Here is a 15,521-nt window from a genome sequence, read left to right on the forward strand (position 1 = left end):
AAGTGTCTATGGCCTGGAATGAACCGGGTAATAACAATCAAGACCCATGGGGCAAAAAACGCCCAAATAACAATAACGACCTTGATGATATGATCAAAAAAGTTGGCGAAAAGCTTGGTGGTATATTTGGCGGCGGAAGCGGCGGCAAAGGTAAAGGCAGTGGCGGTAGCGCTGGTATTATCATCGGTATTTTAGTATTGCTAGCAGTATATCTTGTCAAGTCAGCCTATATCGTAAACGAAAAAGAACAAGCGATAGTACTAACCTTTGGTGAGCATACGCGTACTGATACGGCAGGCTTACATTTTGCTTTCGCACCGGTTCAGCAAGTCTATTTTGTTGATGTCGAAAGTATTAAAGATATTGAAATCGAAGGCTTAATGTTAACTGAGGATGACAATGTTGCCACAGTTAAAGTTAAGGTTCAGTACCGAGTTGGTGATGCGATGGCGTTCCAATTTAACGTCGAAGATCCTGTAGAAACGTTGAAACACGCGACAGAGGCTGCTCTGCGTCAAGTCATTGGCCACACTAACCTGCGCGATGCCAGAACAGATGGCAAGCAGTTGGTTCGAACTAACGTTGCCAAAGAACTGAAGTCGATACTTGAGCCTTATCAAACCGGTATTGAGATTTTCCGTGTGAACTTAATTGGTAACGTTGATGTTCCACCGTCAGTGAAACCGGCATTTGATGATGCGATTAAGGCGGAAGAAGATCAGCAAGCTTACCAAGATCAGGGTGAAGCGTATCGTAGTAAACAAATACCTCTGGCTGAAGGTGATGCCCAAAAAGCTATCCAAAAAGCTAATGCGTACAAGGCGCAAGTTACTGAAAAAGCGCACGGTGAAGTTGCTCGATTTAAAGAACTATTACCTGAGTACAATGCAGCACCAGAAGTGACTCGTAAGCGTCTTTATTTAGAGACGATCGAGCAAGTATTGAGTAGAACATCGAAAGTGATGTTGGATACAGACGGTGGTAATAATATGACGTATATTCCGTTGGATAAGATTATGCAGCGTAGTAAACGTTCTTCATCTCAATCAAATGACACCAACCAGTAAGGGGGCTAACGATGAATAAGTTAATTGGTATTTTAGTGATTCTTGTAGTCGCCTTGGTCGTATTCTTGACTTGTACTTTTAAAGTAAAAGAGTGGGAAACTGCGATTGTTCTTCAGTTTGGTGATGTTAAGAAAGATGATGAGGATAGAGCAAAAATTTACGGTCACGGCCTACATTTTCGCTGGCCTGTCGCTGATAAAGCGATCATCATGGATAAGCGTATCCAGACCTTTGATGGTGAAGCGGATCGTATCTCAACCTCAGAGCAGAAAGACTTGATTGTTGATAGCTATATTAAGTGGAAGATTGCAGACTTTGACCAGTTCTATCGTAAGACCAATGCAAACTTCCGTTCTGCCGAGCGTTTATTGGATAATACGGTTGAAACGACTCTGCGTGAAGAGTTTGGTCGTCGTACTCGTACTCAGGTAGTATCCGGTGAGCGTGAAGAAGTTATGGGCTTAACACTGGAAGAAGTGAAGAAGCTTGCTCCTGAGCTGGGTATCGAAGTGGTGGATATTCGAGTTAAAACAATTAACTTACCGACAGAAGTGAGTGAGTCGATTTATAACCGTATGCGTACTGAGCGTTTACGTGTTGCTAATGAGCACCGCTCTGAAGGTGAGAAAGAAAAGCGTATTATTATTGCTGAGACTGACGCTGAAGTTGAGCGAATTTTAGCGGAAGCCGATCGTGAGGCTCGTGAAATTCGTGGCCGAGCTGACGCTCAGTCAGCAAAGATTTATGCTCAAACCTATAATCAAAACCCGGAGTTTTATGCGTTCTTACGAAGCTTAGATGCTTATCGTGAGTCGTTTCAAAATTCCGATGATATTTTAGTGATTAAACCTGATAGCGAGTTCTTTAAGTACTTTAAAGACGCCGAAGGTAAAAACTAGTCGCAAGACGAGTCTAAAGGCCAGCTTAGCTGGCCTTTTTTATTGGTCTTAAGGAGGTGCGGTATGTCAGATGAGTGGTTAATAGCAATGGGTTTGGTGCTTGTGTTAGAGGGCTTGGTTCCGACATTGGCGCCTAAAGCTTGGAAAAAAATGGTCAGTGATATGTCGAGTAAACCTGATGGTCAACTTCGCATGATTGGCCTAGTTGTGATGTTAGTCGGGCTTGGCTGGGTATTCTTGATCAGTTAGTGTCTTTTCGATTAAAGCGATCTATAGATCACATGACTAACTTGTTGATATATAGCAGGTATCACTAAATAGTAAAAACGGCTGTTGAAAAAATAACCTTTTTTATAAAAAAAGGGGGATTTTCGATGACGATAACGGTAAAATGCGCGGTTTGGTGTCCGAGTTAGGACAACGAACGATTCATCTACAAAAGTAGGGTAAAGAGTTTAGTAATGGCACAAAGCGTTGTGGTTTTAGGCACCCAATGGGGTGATGAAGGTAAAGGTAAGATTGTTGACTTATTGACTGAGCAAGCGAGCGCTGTCGTTCGTTATCAAGGCGGTCATAATGCGGGTCATACTCTAGTCATTCATGGAGAAAAAACCGTACTCAACTTAATACCGTCAGGCATCTTAAATGATGATGTCATGTGCTATATCGGTAATGGCGTTGTACTCGCCCCAGATGCGTTGAAAAAAGAAATGGACATGCTTAAGGAACGTAATGTTCCGGTTGAGCAACGTCTACGCATCAGTCCTGCTTGCCCATTAATTTTGCCATATCATGTCGCACTCGATAATGCGCGTGAAGCGGCACGCCACCCTGAAAAGAAAATTGGTACCACCGGTCGTGGAATCGGGCCAGCTTATGAAGATAAGGTTTCTCGTCGTGGCTTGCGAATTGAAGACTTGTTTGATGAAGCTCGTTTGGAAGAAAAATTACGTGAGGTTATGGAGTTACATAACTTTGCACTGACTCAATACTATAAAGCTGAAGCAATCGATATTGAGGACACTTTGGCATTGTGCAAAGAGTACGCCAAGTGGTTGAAGCCTATGGTGGCAGATGTTCCTGCGATTCTAGCCAATATGCGTCGCGATGGTCAGAAACTAATGTTTGAAGGTGCGCAAGGTACCTTGCTTGATATCGATCATGGTACGTATCCTTATGTGACCTCATCCAACACGACGGCTGGCGGTGTTGCTACTGGTGCTGGTGTTGGCCCACGTCACATTGATTATGTGTTAGGGATTACTAAAGCGTACACCACTCGTGTTGGTGGTGGTCCGTTCCCAACAGAATTATTCGATGATGTGGGTATGGGGCTTGCTAAACGCGGTAATGAGTTTGGTGCGACAACAGGTCGTCCTCGTCGTTGCGGTTGGTTGGATGCTGTTGCGTTAAAACGAGCTGTTGATATCAATAGTGTTTCCGGTCTTTGTATGACAAAACTAGATGTTCTAGATGGACTAGAGACAGTAAAGATTGCTGTTAAATATAACTGCCCGATTAATGGTGAGTTAGAAAACATGCCGTGTGGCGCTGAAGACTACGAAAAGCTTGAGCCTGAGTACATTGAATTGCCGGGCTGGAGTGAAACAACGTTTGGTGCTAAATCTTTAGATGATTTACCTCAAAACGCATTAGACTTCATTGCTAAAGTTGAAGAGTTGGTCGGTGTGCCAGTTGATATCGTCTCAACTGGGCCAGATCGCGTTGAAACGATTATTAAACGCCACCCGTTTGAAAGCTAAGCGTTAGATATTAATAAAAAAGCGGCCTGAAGGCCGCTTTTTTTATTGTGGTTGAGGAATCGGTTTATTGACAGCATGCAGGTAAGGTCGCCTGTGCAACACACTTATCATTAGTAGAATAAATTTAATCCGCACGACTCATAAACTTCTTTTCTTCGACGTTTATTTTGACTTTCTCGCCGGTAGAAATGTATTCAGGAACTTGGATGGTTAAGCCTGTGGCGAATTCTGCCGGTTTAGTTCTCGCTGTCGCAGAGGCGCCTTTAATCGAAGGATCGGTTTGTTGAATAATCATCTCAACGGATTGAGGTAGCTCTAAGCCAACCACTTTTTCATCGGCAATCACAACTTTTAAATCTTGAATATCGTCCGTGATAAACAGTAAATCATCTTCTATATCTTCGCGGTTGAAGGTGTACTGGCTGTAATCTTCGCTATCCATAAAGATAATGCTGTCACCTTCTTCATAAGAGTAAGTGGCTGCACGTTTAGTTAAGTCGACTAAGGTTAGCTGGTCATCACCTTTAAAGGTTTGCTCGACTTTTGACCCCGCCTGAACATCTGTGAAGCGCATCTTATACAGCGTCGCAGCACCGCGGGCACTCGGACTACTGACTTCAATGTTTTTTACCACTAACAATTTACCGTTATGTTCAACGGCCATGTTTCTTTTTATATCACTAGCTTTTGCCATTGGAATGGTCTCTGTGTTTTAAACTGAGTTTATTGTAAAGGCTTGTTTGGGTATTGAAAAGTAGAAGTATTTTGATTGTTACTTTTCTTGCGTAGCCAAGAAAAGTAACCAAAAGAAGGCTACCCCCGTCGTTAGATCCTGCGGATTACCCTTGCCAATAAAAATCATAACGAGTCGTCAAACGAAACGTCCTGTTTCGTTTTGACTAAATTAGGCTTCCCTGCCTAATTTACTCTATGATTTTATATCGGCTTCGGCTAACTCTAAGGGGGCGTAAAAAGATTAAAGTCTTACAGAGACTTTTTGAAGAATTCCGCCAAGTCTTTCTTTAGCTTTATTAAGTCGAACTCACGAATATACATCATGTGTCCCGACTCGTAATAATACATGTGTACGTTATCTTTTAATGACTTAGGAAGCCCCATGTGTGAGAAGGTGTATTCGGTGGCGAAGAACGGTGTGGCGAAGTCGTAGTAGCCGTTACCGACGTATACTTGCATATCTGGATTACGCAGCATGGCACTGGTTAACTTATCGCTGATGTCGTTACTTTGACGGTTGAAGTCTTCGTAATTCCAGCTTTTAACACCGCCACCGAGAATGTGGTAAGGCAAGTCAGACTTGTAGTTGAGCTCTGTTGAAAGATAAGTCATTAGTGTTTCGGTGTAAGTACCATGAATCGCCATATAGCTTGGATCGCGATAGCCACGCTTGTTCATGGCGTCTAACTCTGGCGTTGTGAAGCGGCTGTCCAGGCGACCAATGGTTTCGCCTTCTTTACGCTTTACGTTGTGCAAGAAATCATTCAGGGTGATGCGCAGATCTTTTTCCATCACCAAGTCAACGGATAGACCGGTAAAGTCCGCGACTCTCTCTGCGATAGCCATTTTTCGACGAGACTCTAACTCGTCGCCTTGCAATAATGCTAAGGCATAATCGTTCATGGCAAACTCTTTAGCTTGTTCTATCGAGTTTTGTAAATTTGCATCAAGCGGGGCGTTAAGTTTTTTATGATACCAGGCCGCGGCGGTATAGCTCGGTAACATGGTCACTGGGGCTAAAATACCATTACGGTCGCTGAAATCATCCAAACGAAAGTCAAGCACGCTTGAGATCAGCATGACGCCATTGAAGTAGACGCCGTGGTTCTGTCCCATGTGATAGGCGATACCGGCTGAGCGAGTAGTGCCATAACTTTCGCCCGCAAGGAATTTTGGGGAGCTCCAGCGTTCGTTGCGTGTCATATAAAGGCGAATAAATTCAGAGACTGTTTCAATATCTTCCCATACACCGTGGAAATCTTTTGCTGTACCTTTATCGTGCGGACGACTGTAACCAGTTCCGACAGGGTCGATAAAGACAATATCGGTGAGATCTAGAATGGAGTACTCATTATCGATTAAATCGAAAGGTGGCTTTAAAGGAAAACCTTCTTTATCCATAACCACACGCTTAGGACCTAAAGCACCCATATGCAGCCAGACAGATGCTGAGCCAGGCCCGCCATTATAGGCAAAGGTGATGGGACGATTTTTGGAGTTGGTCCCTTTTTTGGTATATGCCGTAAAAAAGATAGAGCCGATTACTTCATTGCTGTCGTTATAGACAAAGGAGTTACCAGTCGTCGCTTTGTACTTGATGGTTTTATTCCCAATCTCGGCAGAGTGTTCAGTGACGATAGTCTTTTCTTCAGGGTATGGGTTTGGTGTCGATTCTTTTTTGTCTTCGGCTAAAGCCAGTGGACTAAAACTAAGACTCACTGCCAGTAGAGCAGAGTAGGCAAGCTGTTTCATGGTGTCTCCCCAATGCGTTAAAACCTTAAGGTAAAGATAGAGACTAGCAAGTAACGGCTAGTGGGCAAAGTGAGACGAGAATAGTTATTTGAGTAAATCGTAACAAGATGTAAAAAAGCCACTCAATTGAGCGACTTTCCGTTGATTAATCAATATCTTACTGAATGCTATAAATAGAGACGCTGCCGCTGACTTCATTGGCAACAGCCAGTAACGGCTTGCCCGTTGGGCTATCTGCTGCACTGATAAAAACTAACCCTTCGGGCGCTAAGTCGCCGACCTGATCGTAAGCACCCTTCAAGGTAACAGGATCTGTATCATCATCGATCTCAAATTCTTGGCTGAAGTCACGGTTGTTGGTATAACTTTGGAAAACCGGTTGACGTGGATCGCTCACATCGAAAATCATAATGCCACCCTGTCGCTCTAATCCCAGAAAGGCATAGGTCCTGCCTTCAATAACACCGGTGATGAGTGCTTCTGGCTCAGCACCTTTATCATCAGAACGACTATCGCCTTGGTTCTCAGATTCGTTGTTATTGAAGTCCTCGCCATAGTGTTTGAGAAGATATTGTTCGATGTAATCACCGCTATCAAATACTAAGTGACCTTCTTCATCCCAAATGCTGAATGAGCGTGCGCCGTAGCTGTAGAGTTTGTCGTACATACCGTCATTGTTGTCATCACCGAGTACGTTAGTGACTTTGAGGCGGCCAATGCCATCTTTTTTGTAATAGGAATCAATAACCGAGGGTGACTTAATCGAGAGTTTTTTAACGCGGTATTCTTCACTGTAGCTGATGCACCCATCCTCGTCATCATACTTATGGCCAGCAGCTAAACACTCTGCCTTGGTAGCTGAGTAAATATATTCTCGGGCATCACCTTCGTTGGCGCTTAAAATATAGGTTTTGCCGTCAACTTGGTAGCTGGCTAGAGAGTCCGGTTGGTAGAGGCCATAAAGGTTTTCATAATAGGCCGCATTAACGCCATCTTTGTTGCTAACATCAATCTTGTATTGACTCCAGTCTTTGTAGCCGAGTCCTTTAATGGCATCGATACGTTTTGATGCTAAGTCGATAATCGCTATGGCATTATTTTCTTGGAGGCTAACAAAAGCTTTATCATTATTGACGCTGACGGTGATGTATTCCGGCTCAAGGTCTTGGGCTACAGAGGTGCCTTCAGGGCTAGCAAATTTAACCCCTGATTGCTCTAATTCAGCCCTTTGGTTATTGAACTGAGCAAAGCTAAGGTGCGTGGCTGTATTAGCAATCTCAGTACCTATTTCAGTACCTATCTTAGTACTCATCTCAGTACTTATCTCAATGATGCTAATCGAACCTTCAGGATCATTGCGGTAATCGTGACTGGGTTCGCCTTCGTTGGCGACTAGAGCAAGAGTACCGTCATGAGTGAATGTCACCATATCCGGAAGTGAGCCGACCGATACTGCTTTAATAAAAGTCGTATGATTACTATGAAGCTGATAAAAGAGTACGGCGCCTACTTGTTGTTCATCGCTGTGCGTGACCGCGACGGCCATCAGTTCGTCATGAATACTCAGTGAGCTGGGAGAGCCTATAGTTAATCTGCCTTGCTCATGGGTATCAATCGACGAAGGCAAGTTGAGACGTTGGCTGGTTAGGTTTTGGCCGCTGAAGGGAAGTGGAAGTACCTCGTCGGGTAAGCTTGAAATTGGAATAATATCAATGGCTTTAGCAGCGCCGTTAACCACATACAAATTATGATGCTTTGCATCATAGCCTAAAATTTCAGCCGCTCCCTCGCCGTATTGTCCAGAGACATGGCGTGCAACCAGCTCGAGCTTCAAACTGCTTTCAGCAGCAGGCGAGGTTGGAGCCGTTGTCTTGCAGGCCACCAGTGAGCTTATTAATAGCGATGATAGTACACATAAGCTGAACACGACTTTTTTCATAAAAGACTCGTTAATTATCAACATCTTTGCTGATTATGCGGCGATATTATGACAGGATGATGACATCTAGCCCTTAGAATAAAAAGTCATAAACGCTTTACAAGAAAAAAATTAGAGTGTAAATTCATTGTCGTTGACGCCAACTTGCTCTTATCGTGGAGTAAAGATTGACCTAAATCAGCGAATGTAGCCAAACACAGACATATAGAGAAAGAATACGAATGATACTTAACTTATGTTTAACTGCTAACAGCAGTAATACCACACAACAACGACGTCGCAGCCGTATTATGCCGGCTGGGAGTAGCACGTTGTTGAAATAAGTATCTTCAAAAAACAACAGAATTTAAAACCCAGCCATCGGCTGGGTTTTTTTATGCGTCACTAAAATCCCCTCCCGATGGCATGACTAACAGGAATTGCCATGCAACATTTTTTAAGTACCGAAAGCTGGTCGCAGCACTCCTTGCAGGAGATGATCGACTTTGCCAAAGCACTCAAAAACAATAAATTTCAACCGCTGCTCAAAGAGAAGTCGGTTGCACTACTATTTTTTAACCCTTCTTTGAGAACACGAACGAGCTTTGAATTAGGCGTGCATCAACTCGGTGGCCAAGCTGTTATCTTGCAGCCTGGAAAAGATGCTTGGCCGATTGAATTTGAGCTGGGTTCAATCATGGATGGCGAAGCCGAAGAGCACATCAAAGAAGTGGCTCAAGTATTGTCGAGTTACTGTGATCTCATCGCCGTCAGAGCATTCCCAAAGTTTGAGAGCTGGCAAGAGGATCGTCAGGATAAGCTGATTAAGTCACTAGCTCATTTCTCAAGCGTACCAGTGATCAATATGGAAACCATTACTCACCCCTGCCAAGAGTTAGCGCACATCATGGCGTTACAAGAAAATTTAGGTGACTTGAAGGGCAAAAAGTATGTCCTGACTTGGACTTATCATCCGAAGCCATTAAACACAGCGGTAGCAAACTCAGCCTTAATGATAGCCAGTAAGTTTGGCATGGACGTCACTTTGTTGTGTCCGAATGACGATTACGTGCTGGATGAGCACTACATGGCTCTGGGACAAAGTTACAGCGCCCAACACGGTCATCAACTGACTGTATCGCACGATATTGATAGTGCTTACCAAGGGGCCGATGTGGTGTATGCCAAAAGTTGGGGAGCGTTACCTTACTTTGGCCAGTGGGAAAAAGAAAAGCCCATCAGAGATCAATACAAGCACTTTATGGTGGATGAAGCAAAAATGGCAAAAACCAACAATGCCTTGTTTAGTCACTGTTTGCCATTAAGACGAAATATAAAAGCGTCGGACGAAGTCGTTGACTCGAAAAACTGTATTGCGATCGAGGAAGCGGGCAATCGGTTGCATGTCCAGAAATCCATTATGAATACGTTAATTAATCATTCTTAAGGTGAGCATTGTGAATAAAGAAAAAGTTGTTTTAGCATTTTCGGGCGGTTTGGATACCAGTTTTTGCGTGCCTTATTTAATTGATAAGGGATTTGAAGTGCATACGCTATTCGTTAATACCGGTGGTGTGAGCACTCAAGTTGTGGATGAGATAGAGCAAACCGCGATTAAGCTCGGTGCAGAAAAACACTGGACGATTGATGGTCAACAGGAGTTGTGGAACACCATCATTAAGCCATTGGTTTGGGGGAATGCATTGTATCAAGATCAATACCCCGTGTTATGTGCAGATCGGTACTTAATAGCCAAAGAAGCTGTCCAATTGTGTAAGAAATTACAGACCAATTATGTGGCGCATGGTTGTACGGGGATGGGGAATGATCAGGTACGTTTTGATTTATCGATTAAGGCGCTAAGTGATTTAACAATACTATCGCCCATACGCGACATTCAAAAAGACATTACTGACGTTCGTCAGTATGAAATTGATTACCTAGCAAACAAAGGACATGAGGTTTCTGCAACTCACAAAAAATACAGTATTAACGAAAACTTACTTGGGGTAACCGTCTCAGGAGGTGCGATTGATAAGTGGCTAGCGCCTGAAGATAACACTTATATTTTAACGAGCTTGCCAGAGAAGAGACCATCTACTTCGACTAACTTAAAGCTTGAGTTTGTTGAAGGAGAGCTTAAGGCGATCAATGGTGAGGCGCTGCATGGTGTCGCTGCCATGCAACAGTTAAACACTATGCTTGGAGGCTATGGCATTGGTCGCGGCATCTATACCGGCGACACCATTATTGGATTAAAAGGACGAATTGTATTTGAAGCGCCAGCTTTAATGGGGTTACTGGCTGCGCATAAAGCCTTAGAAGAAGTGGTGTTGACGCAACAACAAAATCACTTTAAGCCATTGCTTGCAAAAAAGTGGGTTGAGTTGGTTTACCAGGGATTTTATTTCGACCCACTGACGGCGAATATTCAGAAGTTTTTAGAATCGTCTCAAAAAAATGTTACTGGCATAGTTGAGCTTAAAGTTAGCGCGGGTCATGTGGAAGCTGTGGCTATCGATAGCTCTTATATGATCATCAACAAAGACGTTGAGTATGCGCAGAAAGCAAACTGGGGTATTGAGGAAGCTACAGGTTTTATCAAGTTGTTTGGCCAAAGCACTGCGACTTGGTCAAGCGTCCAGAAAGCAGACGGTGGTTTCTGATGTCATTACTCAATATTATTGCCAAGACTCAATCAGCTCCTACAATGGGGCTGGTTAAAAAACACTTGAGGGCTTTAGTGAGCTTTGACACGACCAACCCTCCAAGAAATATTATTGAATCAGGGATAGTCGAATACTTACAAAGTCAATTGCATGATGCTGACATTAAAGTCACGGATTATGGTCATGGTTCAGTCAATATACTGGCGACTAAAGGCCAACCCAAGTATCTGTTTAATTATCATATTGATACGGTGCCTGTAACCGAGGGCTGGGATACCGATCCTTTTGAACTGCATGAAGGCGAGGGTAAGTTTTATGGATTAGGTGCTTGTGATATCAAAGGTGCGGCGGCTTGTCTGTTGGCCTGTATTGAAGCTGGCTTAAATGATTATGCGGTACTATTTTCATCGGATGAGGAGCATGGAAACAGTTTGTGCGTAACATCATTTCTCAAGGATAAACACTCGTATCAAGGCGTTATTGTAGCAGAACCAACTCAAGCAAAAGCGGTATTAGCCCATCGAGGCATTGTTACTGCGACTGCTTATTTTGAAGCAGAAAGTGGCCACAGTTCTGAGCCGCGTGCACTAAAGGAAAACAGCAACCATCAAGCTGCTTATTGGATGGTAAAAGCCGTTGAGTGGGGCGAGGAAAAACTCAATCACCAGTATGACAATCTAACTGGAGTTTGCCTTAATATCGGCAAAGTCGAAGGCGGCATTAAACCCAATATCATTGCACCAAGCACAAAAGTGACGTTTGGAATGCGGCCATTACCAGGTAATGATGTTGAGGATACTTTAGTTGAATTGTTGGAGGATACTCACTTAAACAACAGTACTGTAGACATTGGATTTAAAGCACCATCACTGCCTGCTTGTCAGTCGAATCTTGACAATAAAGCACTCGCAGATGCTCTAAAGTTGCCAGTAGGAAGCCCTGTTAGTTTTTGGACCGAAGCGGCGCTGTTTTCCGCAGCAGGTTATCCCTCGCTGGTATTTGGCCCTGGTTCCATTGAGCAAGCTCACACCGCAAATGAGTGGGTATTAAAATCGGACTTGGAAAAAGTAATGAAGCAGTATTGGAGGATTTTAAGTCATGGCTAGCTCAGTGAAGGACACGATTTATAAGTTGTTAACCGTGATGGAAAGCGAAACTCAGATAAGGAAGTACCTGAAACGATTTTCTTCAGAGCAGGGGTTAAAGTTCGCGGTTATTAAAGTGGGTGGCAATATTTTAAAAGAAGATATGAGCAACCTTGTGACATCGCTAACGTTCTTAAAGCAAGTTGGTTTAACGCCGATTATTGTTCATGGTGCTGGCCCACAGCTGACCGAAAAGTTAGCTCAGAATAATATTGATACGCGATTTATTGAGGGGCAACGCGTCACTAGCCCAGAAGTTCTTAAAGCAGCGCGTGATGTTTTTATTGGTGAAAACCATAACCTGGCTGCGAAGCTTAAAGAAGCTGGCGTCGATGCGACCTCCTTTTATTCAGGAGTTTTTGAGTGTGATCTTGATCATCAATCATCACTTGGGTTGGTTGGAGAGATTACTTCTGTGCAAGTTGATCAATTACTTAATTCCGTTCAAAAAGGGCGGATTCCGGTGGTCAGTCCCATAGGTGAAACTTGCGCAGGACAGATAGTCAATATTAATGCAGACTCTGCAACTTTTAGCTTGGCGAAAGCGATACAACCTTACAAAATTATTTTTCTGACTGAGACGGGAGGTGTTCTTAACAAGGAGGGGCTCATTATCCCTAATATCAGTATTGTGAATAACTACAAATATCTGATTCAACAACCGTGGGTTCACTCAGGCATGAAACTAAAGTTACAAAAGATTAAAGATATTTTGGAAGTCATGCCAGCAGCAACGTCTGTATCGATCACGAAACCTGATCTCCTAGCCAAAGAGCTTTTTACCGATAAAGGGTCCGGCACACTGGTCAATATGGGCGAGAAAGCTGTAGTTTCAAATTCATGGGACGGGATTGACCAAGAGAAGCTTAAAAGACTCATTGAGTCATCCTTCAACAAACAGCTCGATACGAATTACTTTTTGAGTGTTCCATTACATAAAGTGTATGTCACTGAATGTTATAGAGCAGCGATTGTTTTAGTCGAGACCGGCGGTATTCCTTACTTGGATAAATTTGTGGTCAGTGATGATGCCAAAGGCGAGGGCATTGGTCGTGCACTGTGGGATAAGGTGGTGAGGAAAAACTCACAGCTTTTTTGGAGAGCGGGTCTCAATAATCCTATCAACAAGTTTTATGCTTCTGTTGCAGATGGCTTTATGAAGTGTGATCAGTGGAAAGTCTACTGGCTGGGCATCACGAAGTATCCCGATATCGAATATTGCGTTAACTTTGCTGAGAGCAAAAACCGCACTGTTTATGAGGGGCTGGCGATATGAGCATCAAAGCAGTTTTAATTGGGGCTAGAGGTTATGTTGGCGCAGAGTTAATGACACTGATATCTCGGCACTCATCGATTGATTTAATCGCCGCGAGTTCAAGGGAGCTTGAGGGAAAGGCAGTAAAGCACTATCGAAAAAAAGAGCTGGTGTATCGGGATTTAAGTCCGCAAGACTTAGTTGAGTTATCGCCAGACTTGGTTATTTTAGCGCTACCTAATGGTTTATCATCTGACTTTGTTACCGCTATTGATAGTCACTGCCCGAAGACCACTTTGATTGATCTCAGTGCGGATTATCGGTTCGATCCTTCTTGGCATTATGCCTTACCTGAAGTTGTTGAGCAGAAAGTGTCATCTCGAATCAGTAATCCAGGGTGTTATGCGACAGCAATGCAGTTGAGCTTGGCGCCTGTGAACCATTTGATCGCGGCGAGAGTGAGCTGCTTCGGCGTGTCGGGATATAGTGGTGCTGGAACCACCCCTTCGGATAAAAATAATACCGCGTTATTAGCTGGTAATATTATGCCCTATAGCTTGGCGAATCACTTGCACGAAAAAGAAGTGTCCTACCAGCTTGATGTGGACATTAAATTTTCACCTCATGTTGCCGAGTTTTTTAGGGGCATAAGTTTAACCTCGCACATTCCACTTATAGAATCTGTTAGTGAAGGTGAGATCGAAACACTTTATCAAGACTACTACTACAATGCCGAACTGGTGCAGGTACAGAGTGAGGCGCCTCAAATAACCCAAGTCGCAAAGACCTGTCATGCCATCATTGGAGGTTGGACTTTATCGGACGATGGAACTCACTTAGCCGTGAATTGCGCGCTGGACAATTTACTCAAAGGGGCTGCTTCTCAGGCCATCCAGAATATCAACATTACTTTTGGGCTTCCACAGCTTGAAGCTTTGACATAAGAGGTACACTTTATGACGCAACCACTTTGGAGCAAAAGCCAGAATAACGCCGGCTCTGCCTTACTTGGGAAAATTACCAACTTTATGTCGGGACATGATGTTATTTCAGATCGTGATTTATTGCTCTATGACATCCAGGCCAGCAAAGTTCATGCTGAAGGACTCATGAAAATTGGTGTATTGAGTGAACAAGAATTGAGTCAGATTAACGAAGCCTTATCGTTACTGTCGCAAGAGTTTGCTAGCGGAACATTTGTGCTGGATGAGCGCTTTGAGGATTGTCACTCGGCCATTGAATGGTACTTAACCCATAAACTTGGCGAGACAGGGAAAAAAATTCACACAGGGAGAAGTCGTAACGATCAAGTCTCGACTGCAACTCGATTGTACTGCCGCGATGCACTTTTACGATTACAAAAACAATCTATTGCGATTGCGGATACCTGTTTAGAATTGGCCCAGAAGTATGAGTTTGTGGTACTTCCGGGCTATACCCACCTACAAAGAGCCGTCGTCTCAAGCTGGGGAATGTGGTTTGCTGCTTTTGCAGAATCTTTTGTCGATAATGCGACACAAGCTAAAGATACTCATGATCTGATCAATTCTAATCCACTCGGTACTGCTGCGGGCTATGGCGTTAACTTGAAACTGGATCGAGATTACACCACGCAAGCACTGAGTTTCAATCGTAAACAAGTGAATCCCATCTATGCACAAAATAGTCGAGGGAAGATCGAGTTACAAGTGCTTTCCAACTTTAAAAATGCGTTGCTGGATGTTCGCCGTCTGTCTTGGGACTTGAGTTTGTTTTCGACTGCGGAGTATGGCTTTGTTGACGTTGGTGATCATTTTAGTACCGGCTCTTCTATTATGCCGAATAAACATAACCCGGACGCGGTGGAGTTAATGCGAGCGTCTTATTCTCAGTTAGTCGGTGCTTATAATGAATTGGAATCTTTATTGTCTTTACCCAGCGGCTATCAACGTGATTTACAAAATACCAAAGGGGCATTGTTGAGAGGCGTTCAATCGGCGACGCAGTGTCTCGACCTTTTGCCTGAACTACTTCAATCGCTGACCATCAATACTTCGCGTTGTGAAGCGGCTATTGACGCATCAATGTTTGCTACTGATAAAGCGGTGGAATTAGTGATTAATGAAGGGATGGCCTTTAGGGATGCTTATCGTCATATCAAGCATAATTATGATGAATTGCAAGATCGGCAGGCTGCTGACTCGATAAAGGCCCGAGTGTCGCCAGGCGCTTGTGGAGACTTGTTGTTGGTGGAAATCTCGGATCGATTAAAGGCGTTAAAGTCTGAACTTTGAGGTTGAGTGAGGCAGCACGGCGACTGTTGTCGCCGTGGGAGTGGG

13 protein-coding genes are annotated in these 15,521 nt (G+C 43.7%); 10 read left to right on the top strand and 3 right to left on the bottom strand.

Annotated features, from left to right (window positions below):
* Positions 1–8 precede the first annotated feature (8 nt).
* The 4 genes from hflK to ABD943_RS08585 all read left to right on the top strand — a co-directional run bounded on the left by hflK (position 9) and on the right by ABD943_RS08585 (position 3,729).
* Positions 9–1,067 carry an FtsH protease activity modulator HflK gene (gene hflK / locus ABD943_RS08570; protein WP_345292780.1) on the top strand — a complete coding sequence of 353 codons (1,059 nt, stop codon included), beginning with the start codon at positions 9–11 and terminating at the stop codon, positions 1,065–1,067.
* Positions 1,068–1,078: 11 nt separating this feature from the next.
* Positions 1,079–1,966, top strand: a complete 888-nt coding sequence (gene hflC / locus ABD943_RS08575; RefSeq protein WP_345292781.1) for a protease modulator HflC — start codon at positions 1,079–1,081, stop codon at positions 1,964–1,966.
* Between the two features lie 63 nt (positions 1,967–2,029).
* A complete protein-coding gene (locus ABD943_RS08580) occupies positions 2,030–2,215 on the top strand; it encodes a DUF2065 domain-containing protein (protein WP_345292782.1) in 186 nt (61 codons plus the stop codon).
* A 212-nt stretch (positions 2,216–2,427) separates the two neighbouring features.
* Positions 2,428–3,729: an adenylosuccinate synthase gene (locus ABD943_RS08585; RefSeq protein ID WP_345292783.1), complete on the top strand. Its 1,302-nt coding sequence runs from the start codon at positions 2,428–2,430 to the stop codon at positions 3,727–3,729.
* A gap of 124 nt (positions 3,730–3,853) precedes the next feature.
* Here the strand turns inward: ABD943_RS08585 and efpL are convergent, their stop codons facing one another.
* From efpL to ABD943_RS08600, 3 genes are all read right to left on the bottom strand, one after another.
* Positions 3,854–4,423, bottom strand: a complete 570-nt coding sequence (efpL, locus tag ABD943_RS08590) for an elongation factor P-like protein EfpL (protein WP_345292784.1) — start codon at positions 4,421–4,423, stop codon at positions 3,854–3,856.
* A 290-nt stretch (positions 4,424–4,713) separates the two neighbouring features.
* A complete protein-coding gene (locus tag ABD943_RS08595; RefSeq protein WP_345292785.1) occupies positions 4,714–6,216 on the bottom strand; it encodes a S10 family peptidase in 1,503 nt (500 codons plus the stop codon).
* 157 nt (positions 6,217–6,373) lie between these two features.
* Positions 6,374–8,155 carry a choice-of-anchor I family protein gene (locus tag ABD943_RS08600; RefSeq protein ID WP_345292786.1) on the bottom strand — a complete coding sequence of 594 codons (1,782 nt, stop codon included), beginning with the start codon at positions 8,153–8,155 and terminating at the stop codon, positions 6,374–6,376.
* Positions 8,156–8,573: 418 nt separating this feature from the next.
* Here ABD943_RS08600 and ABD943_RS08605 point away from each other — a divergent pair, with 418 nt between their 5' ends.
* Genes ABD943_RS08605 through argH form a run of 6 tightly spaced genes read left to right on the top strand, consistent with a single transcriptional unit; the run spans position 8,574 to position 15,476 of the window.
* Positions 8,574–9,581, top strand: coding sequence for an N-acetylornithine carbamoyltransferase (locus tag ABD943_RS08605; RefSeq protein WP_345293363.1), 1,008 nt, complete (start codon positions 8,574–8,576; stop codon positions 9,579–9,581).
* 10 nt (positions 9,582–9,591) lie between these two features.
* Positions 9,592–10,800 (top strand): argininosuccinate synthase, encoded by a 1,209-nt coding sequence (locus tag ABD943_RS08610; protein ID WP_345292787.1) that lies wholly within the window; start codon positions 9,592–9,594, stop codon positions 10,798–10,800.
* On the top strand, positions 10,800–11,909 hold the full coding sequence (locus ABD943_RS08615; RefSeq protein ID WP_345292788.1) for an acetylornithine deacetylase: 1,110 nt from the start codon (positions 10,800–10,802) through the stop codon (positions 11,907–11,909). Before ABD943_RS08610 ends, ABD943_RS08615 begins: the two co-directional genes overlap by 1 nt.
* Positions 11,902–13,224, top strand: coding sequence for an acetylglutamate kinase (locus tag ABD943_RS08620; protein WP_345292789.1), 1,323 nt, complete (start codon positions 11,902–11,904; stop codon positions 13,222–13,224). The genes ABD943_RS08615 and ABD943_RS08620 overlap by 8 nt, the downstream gene beginning before the upstream one ends.
* Positions 13,221–14,147, top strand: a complete 927-nt coding sequence (argC, locus tag ABD943_RS08625) for an N-acetyl-gamma-glutamyl-phosphate reductase (protein ID WP_345292790.1) — start codon at positions 13,221–13,223, stop codon at positions 14,145–14,147. The genes ABD943_RS08620 and argC overlap by 4 nt, the downstream gene beginning before the upstream one ends.
* A 12-nt stretch (positions 14,148–14,159) precedes the next feature.
* Entirely contained in the window at positions 14,160–15,476 is a 1,317-nt protein-coding gene (gene argH / locus ABD943_RS08630) for an argininosuccinate lyase (protein ID WP_345292791.1), read from the top strand.
* The last annotated feature ends 45 nt before the right edge of the window (positions 15,477–15,521 follow it).

It is taken from the genome of Kangiella marina, assembly GCF_039541235.1.
Lineage (GTDB): Bacteria > Pseudomonadota > Gammaproteobacteria > Enterobacterales > Kangiellaceae > Kangiella > Kangiella marina.